Source organism: Paenarthrobacter sp. Y-19 (assembly GCF_029223985.1).
GTDB lineage: Bacteria > Actinomycetota > Actinomycetes > Actinomycetales > Micrococcaceae > Arthrobacter > Arthrobacter nicotinovorans.
Map to the genome: position 1 here is coordinate 2859810 of NZ_CP119414.1, position 17430 is coordinate 2877239.

Genomic DNA, 17430 nt, shown 5'->3' on the forward strand with positions numbered 1-17430 from the left:
GCTGGACCCGGCGGCCAAGATCTGCTGTTTAGAGCTCGTCGTCGCTGAACGCGGCGTCGTCCTCTTCGATGGCTGCGGCGCGGGCTGCGAGATCGAAACCGGGAGGGGAGTCCTTGAGGGACAGACCCAGTTCGACGAGCTTTGCCTTGACCTCGTCGATGGACTTCGCACCGAAGTTACGGATGTCCATCAGGTCAGCCTCGGAGCGGGCAACGAGTTCACCCACGGTGTGGATGCCCTCACGCTTGAGGCAGTTGTAGGAACGGACGGTGAGGTCCAGATCCTCGATCGGCAGAGCCATGTCGGCTGCCAGGGCAGCGTCCGTCGGCGACGGGCCAATCTCGATACCTTCAGCTGCGGTGTTCAGCTCACGAGCCAGACCGAACAGTTCCACCAGGGTGGTGCCTGCGGAAGCAACAGCATCGCGGGGAGCGATTGCCTGCTTGGTCTCGACGTCGACAATGAGCTTGTCGAAGTCGGTGCGCTGCTCAACACGGGTAGCTTCCACGCGGAAAGTTACCTTCATGACCGGCGAGTAGATCGAGTCAACCGGAATACGGCCGATCTCGGAGTCGCCGGACTTGTTCTGAGCTGCCGAAACGTAGCCACGGCCGCGCTCGATGGTCAGTTCGAGTTCGAACTTGCCCTTCGAGTTCAGAGTGGCAATGTGCAGATCCGGGTTGTGGAATTCGACGCCGGCCGGCGGAGCGATGTCCGCGGCGGTGACGACTCCGGGGCCCTGCTTGCGCAGGTATGCAACAACCGGCTCATCGTGCTCGGAGGAAACCGAAAGGTTCTTGATGTTCAGGATGATCTCAGTGACATCTTCCTTGACACCGGGAACCGTGGTGAACTCGTGCAGCACGCCATCGATCCGGATGCTGGTTACAGCGGCACCGGGGATGGAGGAGAGCAGGGTACGGCGGAGGGAGTTTCCGAGGGTGTAACCGAAGCCCGGCTCCAGCGGTTCAATGATGAAACGGGAGCGGTTCTCGGATACAACTTCTTCAGACAGGGTGGGGCGCTGTGCAATGAGCACTTAGGTTTCCTTTCGGCGAGCATCCGCTATATGACGCAACACAGGTGGTGGAAATCGGCTTCGGTTTCCAGCCTGACCAGCCGGGCCATGCTGATGGAAACAAAACCTCCATAGCAGGCCCGGCCAGTCAGGCAGGGAGGACCTAATTAGACGCGGCGGCGCTTCGGGGGGCGGCAACCGTTGTGGGCGCTGGGGGTGACATCCTGGATGGAGCCAACCTCGAGGCCAGCGGCCTGAAGTGAACGGATTGCGGTTTCGCGTCCGGATCCCGGTCCCTTGACGAAGACGTCAACCTTGCGCAGACCGTGCTCCTGGGCGCGCTTTGCAGCGGCTTCGGCAGCCATCTGGGCAGCGAACGGGGTGGACTTACGGGAGCCCTTGAAGCCAACCTCACCGGCGGAAGCCCATGAGATAACAGCACCGTTCGGGTCCGTGATGGACACGATGGTGTTGTTAAAGGTGCTCTTGATGTGCGCCTGGCCAAGCGCAATATTCTTCTTATCCTTGCGACGCGGCTTACGAACCGCTCCACGAGTCTTCGGGGGCATTGTTTCTCCTACAGAAAGTTATCGGGGGAAAACCAGGTCAATCCCGAGGGATTAACGTCCGGCCTTCTTCTTGCCGGCGACGGTGCGCTTCGGGCCCTTGCGGGTACGAGCGTTGGTCTTCGTACGCTGTCCGCGTACGGGCAGGCCCTTGCGGTGGCGCAGGCCTTCGTAGCTGCCGATCTCAACCTTGCGGCGGATGTCAGCGGCTACCTCGCGGCGAAGGTCACCCTCAACCTTGTAGTTGCCTTCAATGTAGTCACGCAGCTGAACCAGTTCGGCGTCAGTCAGGTCCTTGACGCGAACGTCAGCGCTGATGCCGGTGGCAGCCAGGGTTTCGTGTGCACGGGTCTTGCCCACGCCGTAGATGTAAGTAAGCGCAATTTCCAACCGCTTTTCGCGGGGAATGTCTACGCCAGCGAGACGAGCCATAGTGGCGGTACTCCTTGAATAAACCGGAGGTCGTAGGCAGTACACCCGCACGTTCCGTGCGGCCCCAGCCTCCGACCGGGGGTTCGCTGACCAGGCTCTGTAATGCAGTCCTGGCACAGCTTGTGCTGCCTTTATTTACTTGCGTGGGCTAGCAACCCAGGTTTGCCCTTGCGGGCGCTGATTCCCGGAAGGGGAATTAGCCCTGGCGCTGCTTGTGGCGCGGGTTCTCGCAGATCACCATGACCCGGCCGTTACGGCGGATCACTTTGCACTTGTCGCAGATCTGCTTGACGCTCGGCTTGACCTTCATGGCGTTCCTTTGCGTGTTTTGCAGTTGATCTGCTGGAGCGGCTTGGGCACTATTGCCCTGCCGCCCAGCAATTTACTTGTAGCGGTAGACGATACGACCACGTGTGAGGTCGTATGGGCTCAGCTCCACCACTACCCGGTCCTCTGGGAGAATCCTGATGTAGTGCTGACGCATCTTCCCAGAGATGTGTGCGAGAACGACGTGCTTGTTGGTGAGCTCAACGCGAAACATCGCATTGGGCAGCGCCTCAGTCACAACGCCCTCGATCTCAATGACCCCGTCCTTCTTGGCCATATCCTCCGCTAACTGTTGTTTGCCACCGTCCTCCGATGAGGCACCGAAGATCCAGCGGACGTTTTTTTGTTTGCTTGACCGCCTTGGAACCACGACACCAAAAAGGGCGCGGCCGCACAGACAACCAACAAATAACTCTACGCCAATCAGGCTGGAAAGTTAAATCCGACCATGGTAGCGCACGCGTCCCCCGCCGTCACTCCCCCGCTTGGCGATAAGCCGGGAAGTGACCGGCCGCCGTCGTGATGCTTTCGGCCGCCAGGACGCCGTCCAGAATGGCCAACCGGACCGCCTCGGCCGCCGCGCTTTGGAGGGTGATCAGCGATACCTGCCGCGCTTGTTCGGTGCTGCGGTCAAGAGCGACGGAGCCTGTGGCCAGGGCGAAAATGGTGTCACCGTCCGCGAGGGTGTGGGAAGGATCCAGGGCCCGCGCCAGCCCGGCATGCCCGGACGAGGCAGTCCGCTTGCACTCAGCCACATCCAGCACCGCATTAGTAGCGATCACCACGAGCGTGGTGTTGAGTCCCTGGGGTTCGACCCGCGCTGGCTTATCCTCGGCCTGCGGGACTGGAGCCCGGCCGCGCGCGTCTATGGGAGGAACGACCGAGCGCGCAGAGGGCTGCAGGTCCGCAGGACCAAACTGGGGCGAACCCAGCGCGTTAACCACCGCCAGCGCACCTACGATCACGCCGCCGTCGAGAGTGATCGAGGAGCTGCCCACACCGCCTTTGTACTGTCCGCGGGCAACAACGGCACCGGTCCCCGCGCCGACGTTTCCACGTTCGACGGCGGCATGGTCGCCTGAGGCGAACGCTGCCGCAGCTGCCCGGTAACCCATGTCGGCATCGGGTCGGGCGCGCACGTCGCCACCGCGCCCGAGGTCGAAGATGGCAGCAGCGGGAACGATCGGCACGACAGTTCCAGGGACGGCGAAGCCGCGGCCCTGTTCCTCACACCAGAGTTGGGCACCCGTGGCCGAAGCCAAACCGAAAGCACTGCCGCCGGTCAAGACCACGGCATCGACCGTGGACACCAAGGTGGTCGGGTCCAGGGCGTCGGTCTCGTGTGTGCCAGGGCCCCCGCCGCGGACGTCAACGGAACCCACGGTTCCCGGTGGCGGAAGGACGACTGTTACGCCGCTCAGCCACCCGCCGTCGTTCTTCTGCATGTGCCCAACCCGGATACCCGGGACATCGGTGATCGCCGTCATGGGTCCATTCTCCACCCCCGGGCCGGTCATGAAACGGGAGTCGAACCTCAAATACGAACTCGTGAGTAACGCCCGGTAAACGGGTCCGGAAGTGTAAGACAACTCTCGCTACGAAGGACCGTTTTGGCCCGGCCACGCGGCGTCAATGTGGTGAGCTAGGCCTGTCTTCGCCGCCCCTGGCAGGGAGCAGGCGCCCCGCATTCCGCCGAAACCGTGAGTAATACATGACTGTCCCTTTGATGAACAACAGCACCGCCGTGCCCGCAAGACGACGCTGGTCCGGTCGCAGCCGCAAGGACTTCGTGGTGTTCCTTGCCATGGCCTTGCCCAACCTGATCCTGATCGGCACGTTTACCTACTGGCCCCTGATCAACAACATCTACTACTCCACACTGGACTGGACCTTGGGCTCGGCCTCGGCCACCGTTGTCGGGCTGCAGAACTACGTCACGTTCTTCACCAGTGAGGATGCGTCCAAGGTCCTCGGAACCACGGCCATCTTCACGGTGTTCACCGTAGGCGGCTCCATGATCCTTGGCCTACTGGTGGCCCTCGCACTCAATTCGAAAGTCCGTGGAACCACCTTCGCCCGGTCAGCGGTGTTCGCGCCCTACGTACTCTCCGGAGTGGGTGTTGGCCTGGTGTGGCTGTTCATCTTCGATCCCGGTTACGGAGTGCTGGCCTGGATCCTGCGCGGACTCGGGCAACAGAGCCCGCAATGGATCAACGACCCGCAGCTGTCCCTGGTGATGGTCATCATCGTCTACGTGTGGAAGAACCTGGGCTACTGCGCCGTGGTTTTCCTGGCAGGGTTGCAGTCCCTTCCCCGCGACGTGATGGAGGCCGCGGCACTGGATGGTGCCAACAGTTTCCGGCGGTTCTTCAACATCTCTTTGCCGCTGCTCTCCCCCACCACGTTCTTCCTGCTCATCACCACCATGCTCAGCTCCTTGCAGGCCTTCGACCTCATCCGCATCATGACCCCTCTGGGCAACGGCACCAGCACGCTGATCTACGAGGCGTACCTGCAGGCCTTCGGGGCATACAACCGGGCAGGCTATTCGGCCGCAATTTCGGTGATCCTCTTCGCCATCCTGCTGGTCATCACCGTCCTCCAACTGCGGTTCGTTGAGCGAAAGGTCCACTATTCATGAGCGCCCCTGCACCTGTCGTCGTGCGTGAAGAACGCCAACAGACTGCTTCACCGGAGGGTCCGCCCGCCAGGCCCAACCCCCTGTCCAGGTCCAATCTCCTCCAGACCGTGGCCACCGGCTATGTTCCCCTGATCGTCGCAACGCTGGTGGTCTTCCTGCCGCTGCTGTGGATGCTCCTGAGTTCCTTCAAGCAACCCGGCGAAATCGTCACCATGGACCTTCGGATCCTTCCCCAGTCACTGAACCTGCAGAACTACGTCACGGCCATGACCACCGTTCCGTTCGCACAGTTCTTCGCCAACAGCCTGATCGTCACCATCGTGGGCTCGTCGGTCAAAGTGGTTCTGGCAATCCTCACCGCCTATGCCTTGGTGTTCGTGCGCTTCCCGTTCAAAAACGTGATCTTCGTGCTGATTCTTGTGGCTCTTATGGTCCCCGCGCAGGTGTCGATCCTGCCCAACTACATCCTGATCGCCGGCATGGGCGGAAAGAACACCCTGTGGGGCATCATCCTTCCCGGGCTCGGCACGGCGTTCGGCACGTTCCTCCTGCGCCAGCACTTCCTGACGCTGCCGCCGTCGATCCTTGAAGCGGCGGAGATTGACGGCGCCGGACACTGGCGCAGGCTGTGGCAGATCATCGTTCCAGTGTCGGTCCCGTCGATCGCCACCGTGGCGCTGGTGACCGTGGTCAGCGAATGGAACGACTACATCTGGCCCCTCATCATCACGGACCGGCCCGAAACCATGACGCTTCCGGTAGGACTGACACTCCTCCAGAACTCCGAAGGCAACGGAGCCGGCTGGGGAATCCTCATGGCCGGCGCGGTACTGGTGATCGTCCCCATCCTGCTGGTCTTCGCAGCACTCCAGCGCTACATCGTTGCCGGTCTGACCCAAGGCAGTGTCACCGGTTGATTCTCCACCACACCATTCGCATCAAAGTCAGTAATTGAGAGGAAGCATCATGCGCACCAACCTTGACCGCCGCCATTTCCTGGGATTGGTAGGCCTCGGAGCCGGAGCAGCGGCCCTCGCCGCATGCGGCGGACCGTCGACGGCGGGCACGGCAGACGCCGTCGACACCGCCACTATCGACTTCAGTGGCGTCAAGCCGGCCGCCTCCATCGACTTCTGGACGAACCACCCCGGCAAGTCGCAGGATGTGGAAAAGGCGATCATCGAGAAGTTCCACGCCAAGTTCCCCGATATCAAGGTCAACCTGGTCACCGCGGGCGCCAACTATGAAGAGATCGCGCAGAAGTTCCAGACGTCCCAGGCAGCCAAAACCGGTCTGCCCGGGCTGGTTGTGCTCTCCGACGTTTGGTGGTTCCGCTACTTCTCCAACGGCAGCATCATCCCCATCGATGGCCTGGTGAAGCAGCTGGACATCAAGATCGACGACTTCCAGAAATCGCTGGTCGACGACTACAAGTACGACAACAAGCAATGGGCCCTTCCGTACGGCCGTTCCACCCCCTTGTTCTACTACAACAAGGACCACTTCAAGGCAGCAGGCCTGCCGGACCGCGCACCGGCCACGTGGCAGGAGTTCGCCGAGTGGGCTCCCAAACTCAAGGCCACCTCCGGAGCGCAGTACGCCTACATCTACCCGGCCCTGGCGGGCTATGCCGGGTGGACGCTGCAGAACAACCTGTGGGGTTGGGGCGGTGCCTGGTCCAAGGGCTGGGACATCACCTGCGACTCCAAGGAATCCGTGGCCGCGCTTCAGTGGGCCCAGGACTCCATCTACAAGGATGGCTGGGCCGGTGTTTCATCCAAGGAGGCCGCAGACGACTTTGCCGCAGGAATCACCTCGTCCACCATTTCTTCCACGGGTTCGCTCCTGGGGGTCCTGAAAGCAGCCAAGTTCAACGTGGGTGTCGGGTTCCTTCCCGGCGGTCCCGAGGTCCCGAGCAGCGTCTGCCCTACCGGCGGTGCGGGTCTCGGCATTCCCAGCGGCATCACCAAGGAGGAGCAGCTGGCCGCGGCAACCTTCCTTAAATTCATGACCGAGCCGGAGAACACTGCCGCGTTTTCAGCCGCCACCGGCTACATGCCCACCAGGCTCTCGGCAGACATGTCCTCTGTTCTCGCGGCCACTCCACAGATCAAGACAGCCATGGACCAGCTCGCTGCCACCAAGGTCCAGGACAACGCCCGCGTGTTCCTGCCGGGCGCCGATCAGGAAATGGCCAAGTCAGCAGCCAAAATCCTCACGCAGCAGGGCGATGTCCAAGCGACCATGACCGAGCTGAAGAAGACGCTTGAGGGCATCTACACCAAGGACGTCAAGCCGAAGCTGAAGTCCTGACCCCTCTGGAAAAAACAAAAGAGCGCGGCTACTTCGGTAGCCGCGCTCTTCCTTTTGGAGCAGTTACGGGATGGGGACAGGTACGACGCCGAGGGGCGCCAATTGCTCTGCGCCTCCATCGGGGGCGGACAGCACCCAGATGCCCTTTTCATGCACTGCTACGGAGTGCTCCCACTGGCAGGAACGCTTGCCGTCAGTGGTAACCACGGTCCAGTCGTCGTCGAGGGTGGCCGTTTCGATGTCGCCGCGAACCAGCATTGGCTCAATCGCAAGGCACAAGCCCGGGCGGATCTTCGGACCACGGTGGCTGGTCCGGTAGTTCAGGACATCAGGTGCCATGTGCATTTCGGAACCGATGCCATGGCCGACGTAGTCCTCCAGGATGCCCAGCGGCTTGCCCGGGACCGAGGAGACGTAGTCATCGATGGCGTTTCCGATGTCTCCCACGAACTTGCCCTTGGCCAAGGCAGCGATACCCCGCCACATGGCGGCCTCGGTGACGTCCGACAGCCGCTGGTCCTCGGGATCCGCGGTGCCCACGATGACCGTCCGCGCCGAGTCGGAATGCCAGCCATCCACGATGCAGCCGCCGTCGATGGAAATGATGTCTCCGTCTTGGAGGACACGTCCACCGGGGATGCCGTGGACCACTTCCTCGTTGACGGAGGCGCAGATGGTCGCCGGGAACCCGTGGTATCCGAGGAAGTTGGACTTGGCTCCTGCGTCATTGAGGACTGCTGCAAAGACGTCGTCCAGGTCCTTGGTGGTGACGCCGGGCTTGGCAGCCGCAACGGCAGCGTCCAGTGCCCTGCTCAGGACAAGCCCGGCCTGCTGCATCGTACGCATCTGCTCGTTGTTCTTATATTCAATGCGGGGCTGACCGAACGCCATGTTCTCCTCTGGAAGGTTTGCTGTTGGGACCGATCAGGCCCCGTGCTCCAACCATTTTCCCGCATCCGAGACCGTGGTCGAAATTGGCTCGATTCCCAGCTCGTCCCGCAGCCGGTCCAAACGGTACGTCCGCTGCTTTCCTACCTGGCTGACGGCGTAGCGGGTCAGCTTCGGAGCACGGCCTGTAGCCCGCGAAGCTGCTTCCGAAACGGCCGCGAGCGCCATGGCCGCGGGCTCCGGAAGGTAGGTGACGGGGACATCGCTGCGTCCTGAAACATCGAGTACCTGCCTCAATACAGCCCCCAGCTCCACAGGCTGGGCATCCCCCACGTTCACCGCACCACGCACCGTCGACTGGCAGGCGGCCAGGACGGCCCGTGCCAGGTTGTCTACATGGGTCAGTTGATGTTTCACCCCGGGGTGCCCGATGCTGAGCAGCCGCCCTGCACGAATGTTGCTGACGAGGCGGGGCAACAGCGTCCGGTCACCCGGGCCGTACACGGCGTGGGGACGCAGTGCCACGGCATCGCCGTGTTTCCTGGCTTCGACGTCGGCGAGAGCCTTGCTGCGTCCATAGGCATTCAGGTGTCGCGCAGCAACCTCATCTTCGGGACGATCCACGCATGGTTCCCACCACGGATAGACGCTGGAGCTTGAGATATGGACCAGGCGTGTCCCGGCGAACGCTTCGGCGACCGCCCTTGTCCCCTCGACGTTTGCCCGGTGAAAAACGGCAGCTTCTCCCCAGTCGGCCACGTGGGCACCGGCGTGGACAACCGCATCCACGCGCGGAAGCCGGGCAGGCGGCAGCCCCGCCAGGTCCCAGTACTCCAAGCCCTCTCCCTGGCGGCGGGCATAGCGGACGACTTCCCAGCCACGGGCTTCCGCCGCATCCGCCACGGCTCCTCCAACGAACCCCGTCGCGCCTGTCACTGCAATCCTCACGTGGCCTCCCCCGGGTCCCGGCGTGCGGCAAACATCCCGCGCAGGGCCACCCGGTCCGGCTTCCTGTGCCTGCCGGAGGATGGGATGGATTCCACGACTTCGATATGGTCCGGAAGGGCGGACTCGTCGATGAGCATGGGCAGTTCCCTGGCCAGCCGGGACTTCAGCTCAACAGCGGATTGGTCCGGTTCAGGGACCACCGCCAGCCATACCGCCTCGTCTCCGATAGTGTCCGGTACCCCCACCATGACGGCAGTCCGAACCCCTTGCACAGCTGCGATGACCGGCTCATACAACGCGGGGTAGATGTTTGTCTTACCCCGGATGATCATGTCCTTCTTGCGTCCGATCATGACCAGCCTGGGCGCACCGGTTCCTCCGTGGTCCAGCCGGACGAGGTCGCCAGTGGCGTGCTCCACCATGGGGTCCTCGCCCAAGTAGCCACGGCACATGTTCGGCCCACGGGCGAACAGCTCGTGGTCGGCTGTTACGCGGATCCCGACGGCGGGCAGCGGCTCCCCGAGGAAGTCGCCCTCACCGCTGCCATCGGGCGCAGTGAACCCGGCTTCGGCGCCGGACGCGAAGGCCAGTTTCTCCCGGCCATCGGCAATGGCGATGGGCAGCACCTCGGTCATGCCGTAGATGAGTTTGAACCCGACCCCGGGCAGGAGCTTCATTGCCCGTTCAAGGAAGGGAGCAAGGATGGGGGCGGCCCCCAGCATCACTGTTCTCAGTGTCGCGGGCAGAGTGACGGAACCGTCTTCGATGGCGTCCAGGATGGGCGCCAGTTGGGAGGGCACCAGGAAAAGGTGCGTGGCGGCGTCGTACGACGTTTCTTTGCCGGCCACGGCACCCAACTCGCCGGCCAGGCGAAGCGGGTCGATGTGAGCCGAGAAACCATAACCGGGCATCGTCCAGTGGGCGCCGGCGATCAAGGCCGGAAGGCCCATCATGAGCTGCTCGGAGTGGATCCGGTCCCCCTCACCGAAGCTGCAACGCGTCGATAATTGCCCGAAACCTGCTGCCAGGGAACCCCTCGTGTGAATGACCCCTTTGGGTGAGCCGGTGGTACCGGAGGTGAAGATGATCACCGCTTCCTGTTCGGTCACCGTTTCTGTGGGTCTGGCGGACTCTTGCCCCTGAGGGAGTGTTGCCGCAAGCCCTTTTACCGGCGAAGCGCCGCGGGGGACGCCGGGGAGCCACGGCCCGGAGTAGTAGTGGCGGACATCCATGGCCCCGTAGTCCGGGAGCAGCAGGCCGCGGCCGCGTGCGATGGGACGGAGCGGGCTCCTGGCGCTGACGGCATACAGGAGTGACTCCGACGCGGCCCAGCGCGGCGCAGCGAGTTCTGCCCGGTCCCGGAAGAGCGAAGGCCCTATGCCGGGATCGATGAACACCACGGAGCCGCCCGCCCGGACCGCTCCAAGTGCCAGAATGAACGCTTCGGGACTGGGACGGACCGAGAAGAGCATCCGCTCCCCTGTCCCGAATCCGTCATCCTGCAAACGCCGGGCCGTGGCCTCAATGCCATCCACCAACTCGCGGTACGTGATGGTACGACCGGGCCGGACGCCGTCGTTTCTCCGCCGTGCCCACGGTAGCCGGCTTTTGCCTGGTGCCGTGATGGCGGGACGGTCCGGAACACGGTCCGCCACGGCATAGACGGCGGTGATCAGATCCTCTGCCATCAGGGGTAGGCCGGGTGTCTCGTCAGGCATGGGCCAACTCCAACTTCCGATACCCGGGAATCAGCACTCCCCTGCTGACCTGGCGGGCAGCGATCAACCACGGCCGCTGGGCGTACATGTCCAGGAGCATCTCAAGCGTCGTGTTGATTTCCGCCATGGCAAGCGGCATGCCGATACAGAAATGCGGTCCGGCACCGAACCACAGTTGACGTGCCTTCTGTGGTGTCGCCTGTGCCGGATCAAATCCACCCAGGCTCTTGGCTGCGTGGATGGTTGAGAGCAGGATCCTGTCCCCGGCGAAGACCTTCGTACCGCCTATGGATCCATCAACCACTGCGTCCCGCAGCATCATGGGCGAAGGAACCGTGAAGCGCAGGGCCTCGTTGACGGCGGCCGGAACAACGGACCTGTCCGCGGCCAGTTCACTGAGCCGTCCACTGTCAGCAAGCAACGCCACCAGCCTTGGCACAAACGACACCAGCGTCTCAGTGCCCACCATCACGAACGCACTGATGATGCCCATGGCTTCGTCCTCTGACATACCGAGCTCACGCAGCCTGCCGGGGAAGGTACCCGGGTCGCTTTCCCCGTACGCCGTCCGGACCGGTCCAGCCAAAACCGCGACGGCGGATTTTCCCTTGGCCACTTGGCCCGCCGTCAGCGTCGGCCGGCCCAGGCGGACAAGCGACGAGATGGAGGAGCCGAGGTCGAAAAGCTCCCTGTCCGCCAGCCTCCCCGGGGCATCGTCGGGGACACCCAGCAGGCGCGAGATGACCCCGCCGGCCAGTTCTTTGACGCAGTCCACCAGATCCACGCGGCCGTGCGCGTCCAAATCACCGTGCAGGCGCGCCTTCAGAACTGCCGCTGCCGGTTCCACGATGCCCTCCACGGAGCGGGGAGTGAAAAGGTCACCCAGGCGCCGCCGCAGCAGCCTGTGTTCCTCACCATCCATGTTCACCAAGGCCTTGGGCCCCACAACGGGGGTCCACAGCGCACCCGAGCCTGATGGGCCGTTCTTGACGTAGGCGTCCTGGCTCATCAGCACCTCCCGAACCAGTCCCGCTTCGCTGACCAGCACACCGAGTCCCGGGATACGAACCACAGGACGCATGGCACCCAGGCCGCGGATCACGGGATACAACACGGGGTGGGCTCCCAGATGGACGCGGCGCTCCCAACGTTCCGCCGTACTCTGCAGGTTGATCGCTGCAAGGCCCCGCATCACCGGATATCCACGTGTTCGGGGCGGTACCGGTGGTCCGCGTACCAGGCGAGAGTGTTCTTCAGCCCCCACGCTTTGACCCGTCGGGAGGAACCGAACACCACAACATCGCGTCGCAGGGCGTAATTACGCGTCAGTTTACGCACCCGGTTGGACAAGGCGCGGTCCTCATGGAGATCTTCGATCCTGGTCCTGGGGAAACCCCCGGAGCGGTGATACATGTCTGCTGTGATGGCCATGTTGCAACCAGGAAGCATCTGGTACGGACCCAAGTATCCCTCGCCCTTGTTTCCCGGGCGGATCCGGCCGAAGAACGACGCCACCTCGACGGCCAACAACATCATGATCCGCTCACGGGCAGTTATGCCCTCGTCCTCCCTGGGATTCAGCTGTCCGGCAACCAGCTCCAGGCCGTCATCGAATGCAGCCATGATCCGCTCTGTCCAGTCCGGTGCGGCCAGGCAATCGGCATCGGTGCGGGCCAGCCACCGCGCACCGTGCTCCACGCCGAAGCGCATGCCGGTATCAGCTGCCGCGCCCGTGCCCTTCTCGCTGTCGTGAACCAACCGGATATCCATCCCCGGGTGCGCTGACGCGAACTCAGTCACGATGGCGCAGCTGAGATCCGTGGAACCGTTGTCCACCACCACTACCGTGAAATCCTGAAACGTCTGCGCCGCCAGCGAATCCAGTGCCTGCCGTACCAGCTTCTCTTCATTGAGCATCGGCATGGCCACGCATAAGGACTTTGTGGAAGCCGTACTCGCAAGCCTGTTGCGCACCTCTTGCGGGCTCACAGCCGCACCACCGCCATTCCCAGGCTCACGCCGCCGCCCAAACCGACCAATGCCACCAGGTCCCCGGGTCCGGCCCTGCCACTGTCCACGGCAAGCTTCAGTTGCAATGGAAGGCTGACGGAGGCGAGGTTGCCGAAGTCCTCAACGGAATGAACCAGCAGTTCCGCAGGCACACCGGCACCTTCGGCGAATATTTGCCGGTACGGTGCGCTGACCTGGTGTACGCAGACGACAGCGAAGTCCGTCCACGCGAGGTGCATCTCCGCGAGAGTCGCATCAAGGATGTCGGAGCCGAGGTCCAAGAACGCATCCTTGAGCTTTTCCCCGTCCATGTTGAAGTAGCTGGCCTCTGGATCACGGGGGAAGGCCGACCCTCCCGCCGCCAAGGTACCCACGGACCAATGGCTGCTTCGCGCGGTGAAGCCCATGGCCAGGATTCCGGCCGCCCCGTCTGCAGCTGCGGCGGGATCAACCGCGGCCTCCAGCAACACTGCTGCGCCGCCGTCGCTCATGGTGTACCCGGGGAAGCTGGAGGCGAATGTCGGGAAGTCCGGCACCGACCACCGCACCGCCCGGGAAGGCGACTCCCCCGTGACCACCAGAACCCTCCCATAGCGCCCTCCGGCGATCAAAGCGTCGGCAACCTCCATACCGTTGAGGAAACTGTTGCAGGCGTTCTTGACGTCCATCACAGGGCATGAAAGTCCCAGTTTCGCTGCCACCATGTGTCCCGTAGCGGGTTCGACCATGTCCTGGCTGGCAGAGGCAAAGACCAGCAGGTCCACGTCAGGTGCCTGCAATCCGCATTCCGCCAGGACCTTGGCAGCGGCGTTGGCGGCCAGATCCGACGCCTGCTCCGTCGGGGACATGACACTCCTGGAGCGGATTCCCGTGACCCGGCCAATCAGACCCGTCGGCACGCGGAAGCCAGGGCTGGATTCGGCAATGCGGCGTTCGACGGCGGCCGTATCCAGCCGCGTCGGTGGCAGGTAGACCTCAAGCCCCGAAATCCGGCTACGTCCTGACAGAGCTGTCTGCATGCGCTTCCCCCAAGAATGTGCCGCTTCAACGAAAAAGGGTGTGTCCCGCACCCATGGTACGGGACACACCCTTCACTCCAGCTCCGGTTCCCCGGCTATGTGGAAAAACGCTAGACAGCCTTGGCCGACTCGATGGCTGTGAGCACGCGGTCGGTAACTTCATCGATACCGCCGATGCCATCCACCTGAGTAAGGATGCCGCGCTCAGCGTACTTGGCCACAACGGCTTCGGTCTGCTCGTGGTAGAGGTCAAGACGGTGACGGATCACGGCCTCGTTGTCGTCCGAACGTCCCGTTTCCTTGGCACGGCCCAGAAGGCGTGCAACCAGTTCTTCGTCATCCGCGGTCAGCTGGAGCACGACGTCGAGCTCCTGCTCACCCTCAGCGAGGATCTGGTCGAGGTAGTCAACCTGCGCGGTGGTGCGCGGGTAGCCGTCGAGCAGGAAGCCGTTCTCGACGTCGCTCTGGCTCAGTCGATCGCGAACCATGTTGTTCGTGACGCTGTCCGGAACGAAGTCACCGGCGTCCATGTACTTCTTGGCTTCGATACCCAAGGGCGTTTCACCCTTGACGTTGGCACGGAAGATGTCGCCGGTGGAGATTGCGACTACGCCGAGGCGCTCCGAAATCCGCTCAGCCTGCGTACCCTTGCCCGAACCGGGAGGTCCAATGATCAGCATTCTCGTCATCGCAAAAGCCCTTCGTAGTGACGTTGTTGTAGCTGCGCATCAATCTGCTTGACGGTTTCCAGGCCGACACCCACCATGATCAGGATTGACGTGCCACCGAACGGGAAGTTCTGGTTGGCATTGATCAGGACGAGTGCAACCAGTGGAATCAACGCCACGAAGCCCAGGTAGAGGGCTCCAGGCAAAGTGATCCTGGAAAGCACGTACTGCAGGTAGTCCGCGGTCGGTTTACCCGCCCGGATGCCCGGAATGAACCCGCCGTACTTCTTCATGTTGTCCGACACTTCTTCAGGGTTGAAGGTGATGGCTACGTAGAAGTAGGTGAAGAACACGATCATGGCGAAGTAAAGCGCCATGTAGATGGGATGGTCGCCACGGGTGAGGTTGTTATTGATCCACTCAACCCACGGGGCCATCTGCTCCCCTGGCTTCGGCTGGTTGAACTGCGAAATCAAGCCGGGCAGGTACAGCATGGAGGAAGCGAAGATGACGGGCACGACGCCGGCCATGTTCACCTTGATGGGAATGTAGGTGCTGGTGCCGCCCACGGTGCGACGACCAATCATGCGCTTGGCATACTGCACCGGAACACGGCGCTGCGACTGCTCCACGAAAACCACCAGGGCCACCGTAAGCAGGCCGATGGCAAGAACGATGAAGAAGGTTCCCGGGCCCTTGGTCTCCCAGATGGAGCCAAGTGAGCGGGGGAAGCCGGCTGCGATGGAGGTGAAGATCAGCAGCGACATGCCGTTGCCGACGCCGCGCTCGGTGACGAGCTCGCCCATCCACATGATCAGGCCCGTGCCCGCTGTCAGCGTGATGATGAGCAGGAGGGTGGTGATGATGCTCTCATCGGGGATGATCGGCAGGTTGCAGCCGGGCAGCAACTGACCCGAGCGGGCCAAGGAGACCAGGGTTGTGGCGTTCAGCAGGCCCAGTGCGATGGTGAGGTACCGGGTGTACTGCGTCAGCTTGGACTGCCCCGATGAGCCCTCTTCGTACAGCTGCTGGAACCGGGGAATAACCACCCGGAGCAACTGCACGATGATGCTCGCCGTGATGTAGGGCATGATGCCCAAGGCAAAGATCGAGACCTGCAGCAACGCGCCGCCGCTGAACAAGTTCACCAGCTGGTAGATGCCCTGCGAGGTGTCACCGTTGTTCAAGCATTGCTGGACATTCTGGTAGTTCACACCAGGCGAGGGGATGAAAGCTCCCAAGCGGAAGATTGTGATGATTCCCAGCGTGAACAACAACTTGCGTCGCAAATCAGGCGTCCGAAACGCCCGGCCGAATGCGCTTAGCAAGCGTCCTCCTGAGTAGAAAGTACAAGGATGTGGTCGGGCTCAATGAAACCCAACAACCGAGTCTAACTGCTTGTGACGCCGTCGGAATAATCGAGAGTCCACAACCACCAAAAAAATCCCGGTATCCGGGGCCGAAGCCCCGCATACCGGGATTCTTTGTTACAGCGGGCTGATGCCCCACAAACCCTTAGAGGGCGGTGGTGGATCCGCCTGCTGCGGCAATCTTTTCCGCAGCGCTGGAAGAGAATGCGTGCACGGTGACGTCAACCTTGACGGTGATGTCGCCGGTGCCGAGCACCTTTACGGGCTGGTTCTTGCGAACGGCACCCTTCTCTACCAGGGACTCAACGGTGACGGTGCCACCTTCCGGGAACAGCTCGTTGAGCTTCTCCAGGTTTACAACCTGGAATTCAACCCGGAACGGGTTCTTGAAGCCGCGCAGCTTCGGCAGGCGCATGTGCAGCGGCAGCTGGCCGCCGGCAAAGCCAGCCTTTACCTGGTAGCGGGCCTTCGTACCCTTGGTACCGCGACCAGCGGTCTTACCCTTGGAGCCTTCACCACGACCAACACGGGTCTTGGCTGTCTTGGCACCCGGGGCGGGACGCAGGTGGTGGACCTTCAGAGTGTTCTGCTTCTCAGCAGCCTCTGCGGCGGTCTTGTTCTCTGCCATTACTTCGCCTCCTCTACATTCACGAGGTGCGGAACCGTGTTCAGCATGCCAACGGTCACGGCGTCAGCGGTACGGACAACGGTGTGTCCGATGCGCTTCAGGCCGAGGGACCGAAGGGTGGCGATCTGGTTCTGCTTGGCGCCGATGACGCCCTTGATCTGGGTGATCTCCAACTTGGCGTCGGAGGGAGTCAGGTTCTTAGCCATGACTAAACACCTGCCTTCTGGTTCTGGAGCGCGCGCACCAGAGCAGCAGGAGCAACCTCGTCCAGCGGCAGGCCACGGCGGGCAGCCACGGAAGCGGGCTCTTCGAGCTGCTTCAGAGCGGCAACGGTCGCGTGAACGATGTTGATCGCGTTGGAAGAACCGAGCGACTTGGAGAGGATGTCGTGGATACCCACGCACTCCAATACCGCGCGGACCGGACCACCGGCGATAACACCGGTACCGGCGGAAGCCGGACGCAGCAGGACAACGCCTGCAGCAGCCTCACCCTGCACACGGTGCGGGATGGTGTTGCCAACGCGGGGAACGCGGAAGAAGGACTTCTTGGCCTCTTCTACGCCCTTTGCGATAGCAGCGGGAACTTCCTTGGCCTTGCCGTAGCCAACGCCGACCATGCCGTTGCCGTCACCGACGACGACGAGTGCGGTGAAGCTGAAGCGACGACCACCCTTGACGACCTTGGCAACGCGGTTGATGGTGACAACGCGCTCTACGAACTGGCTCTTCTCGGCTTCACGACCGCCGTCGCGGCCACCACGGCCACCACGGTCGCCGCGGCCCTGGCCACGGTCGCCACGCTCGCCGCGACGTCCGCCGCGGCGGTCATCGGTAGCGGGTGCGGTCTCAGTTGCTTCAGCAGCTACAGCTTCAGTCACCTGA

20 protein-coding genes are annotated in these 17430 nt (G+C 62.7%); 3 read left to right on the top strand and 17 right to left on the bottom strand.

Annotated features, from left to right (window positions below; genetic code table 11):
- Positions 1–28 precede the first annotated feature (28 nt).
- The 6 genes from PYR64_RS13360 to PYR64_RS13385 all read right to left on the bottom strand — a co-directional run bounded on the left by PYR64_RS13360 (position 29) and on the right by PYR64_RS13385 (position 3830).
- Complete coding sequence (locus tag PYR64_RS13360) at positions 29–1039, bottom strand: DNA-directed RNA polymerase subunit alpha (RefSeq protein ID WP_011775567.1); 1011 nt, start codon at positions 1037–1039, stop codon at positions 29–31.
- A 146-nt stretch (positions 1040–1185) separates the two neighbouring features.
- On the bottom strand, positions 1186–1587 hold the full coding sequence (gene rpsK / locus PYR64_RS13365; RefSeq protein WP_014922380.1) for a 30S ribosomal protein S11: 402 nt from the start codon (positions 1585–1587) through the stop codon (positions 1186–1188).
- Between the two features lie 51 nt (positions 1588–1638).
- On the bottom strand, positions 1639–2016 hold the full coding sequence (gene rpsM / locus PYR64_RS13370; protein WP_011775569.1) for a 30S ribosomal protein S13: 378 nt from the start codon (positions 2014–2016) through the stop codon (positions 1639–1641).
- Between the two features lie 196 nt (positions 2017–2212).
- Positions 2213–2326 carry a 50S ribosomal protein L36 gene (gene rpmJ / locus PYR64_RS13375; protein ID WP_011775570.1) on the bottom strand — a complete coding sequence of 38 codons (114 nt, stop codon included), beginning with the start codon at positions 2324–2326 and terminating at the stop codon, positions 2213–2215.
- 72 nt (positions 2327–2398) lie between these two features.
- Positions 2399–2620 (bottom strand): translation initiation factor IF-1, encoded by a 222-nt coding sequence (gene infA / locus PYR64_RS13380; RefSeq protein ID WP_011775571.1) that lies wholly within the window; start codon positions 2618–2620, stop codon positions 2399–2401.
- 196 nt (positions 2621–2816) lie between these two features.
- Positions 2817–3830: a P1 family peptidase gene (locus tag PYR64_RS13385; protein ID WP_275775670.1), complete on the bottom strand. Its 1014-nt coding sequence runs from the start codon at positions 3828–3830 to the stop codon at positions 2817–2819.
- 224 nt (positions 3831–4054) lie between these two features.
- Between PYR64_RS13385 and PYR64_RS13390 the strand changes: the two genes are divergently transcribed.
- From PYR64_RS13390 to PYR64_RS13400, 3 genes are read left to right on the top strand one after another with little or no spacing between them, the layout of a single operon-like run.
- Entirely contained in the window at positions 4055–4984 is a 930-nt protein-coding gene (locus tag PYR64_RS13390; protein ID WP_193589835.1) for a sugar ABC transporter permease, read from the top strand.
- A complete protein-coding gene (locus PYR64_RS13395; protein WP_275775673.1) occupies positions 4981–5901 on the top strand; it encodes a carbohydrate ABC transporter permease in 921 nt (306 codons plus the stop codon). The genes PYR64_RS13390 and PYR64_RS13395 overlap by 4 nt, the downstream gene beginning before the upstream one ends.
- A 49-nt stretch (positions 5902–5950) precedes the next feature.
- Positions 5951–7297: an ABC transporter substrate-binding protein gene (locus PYR64_RS13400; protein ID WP_275775675.1), complete on the top strand. Its 1347-nt coding sequence runs from the start codon at positions 5951–5953 to the stop codon at positions 7295–7297.
- Between the two features lie 63 nt (positions 7298–7360).
- Here the strand turns inward: PYR64_RS13400 and map are convergent, their stop codons facing one another.
- The 11 genes from map to rpsE form a co-directional block, all read right to left on the bottom strand.
- Entirely contained in the window at positions 7361–8188 is an 828-nt protein-coding gene (map, locus tag PYR64_RS13405; RefSeq protein ID WP_018776668.1) for a type I methionyl aminopeptidase, read from the bottom strand.
- Between the two features lie 33 nt (positions 8189–8221).
- On the bottom strand, positions 8222–9133 hold the full coding sequence (locus tag PYR64_RS13410; RefSeq protein ID WP_275775678.1) for an NAD(P)-dependent oxidoreductase: 912 nt from the start codon (positions 9131–9133) through the stop codon (positions 8222–8224).
- On the bottom strand, positions 9130–10851 hold the full coding sequence (locus tag PYR64_RS13415) for a class I adenylate-forming enzyme family protein (RefSeq protein WP_275775679.1): 1722 nt from the start codon (positions 10849–10851) through the stop codon (positions 9130–9132). Before PYR64_RS13415 ends, PYR64_RS13410 begins: the two co-directional genes overlap by 4 nt.
- A complete protein-coding gene (locus PYR64_RS13420; protein WP_275775681.1) occupies positions 10844–12043 on the bottom strand; it encodes a cytochrome P450 in 1200 nt (399 codons plus the stop codon). Before PYR64_RS13420 ends, PYR64_RS13415 begins: the two co-directional genes overlap by 8 nt.
- Positions 12043–12774, bottom strand: a complete 732-nt coding sequence (locus PYR64_RS13425) for a glycosyltransferase family A protein (protein WP_018776672.1) — start codon at positions 12772–12774, stop codon at positions 12043–12045. The genes PYR64_RS13420 and PYR64_RS13425 overlap by 1 nt, the downstream gene beginning before the upstream one ends.
- Before the next feature lie 62 nt (positions 12775–12836).
- On the bottom strand, positions 12837–13880 hold the full coding sequence (locus PYR64_RS13430) for a 3-oxoacyl-[acyl-carrier-protein] synthase III C-terminal domain-containing protein (RefSeq protein WP_055971671.1): 1044 nt from the start codon (positions 13878–13880) through the stop codon (positions 12837–12839).
- Between the two features lie 110 nt (positions 13881–13990).
- Positions 13991–14560: an adenylate kinase gene (locus PYR64_RS13435; protein ID WP_018776674.1), complete on the bottom strand. Its 570-nt coding sequence runs from the start codon at positions 14558–14560 to the stop codon at positions 13991–13993.
- Positions 14561–14565: 5 nt separating this feature from the next.
- Positions 14566–15876 carry a preprotein translocase subunit SecY gene (gene secY / locus PYR64_RS13440; RefSeq protein ID WP_039242402.1) on the bottom strand — a complete coding sequence of 437 codons (1311 nt, stop codon included), beginning with the start codon at positions 15874–15876 and terminating at the stop codon, positions 14566–14568.
- A gap of 187 nt (positions 15877–16063) precedes the next feature.
- Positions 16064–16546 (bottom strand): 50S ribosomal protein L15, encoded by a 483-nt coding sequence (gene rplO / locus PYR64_RS13445; protein ID WP_018776676.1) that lies wholly within the window; start codon positions 16544–16546, stop codon positions 16064–16066.
- Positions 16546–16752, bottom strand: a complete 207-nt coding sequence (gene rpmD, locus PYR64_RS13450; RefSeq protein WP_018776677.1) for a 50S ribosomal protein L30 — start codon at positions 16750–16752, stop codon at positions 16546–16548. Before rpmD ends, rplO begins: the two co-directional genes overlap by 1 nt.
- A 2-nt stretch (positions 16753–16754) precedes the next feature.
- Positions 16755–17426: a 30S ribosomal protein S5 gene (rpsE, locus tag PYR64_RS13455; RefSeq protein WP_179128297.1), complete on the bottom strand. Its 672-nt coding sequence runs from the start codon at positions 17424–17426 to the stop codon at positions 16755–16757.
- Between the last annotated feature and the right edge of the window lie 4 nt (positions 17427–17430).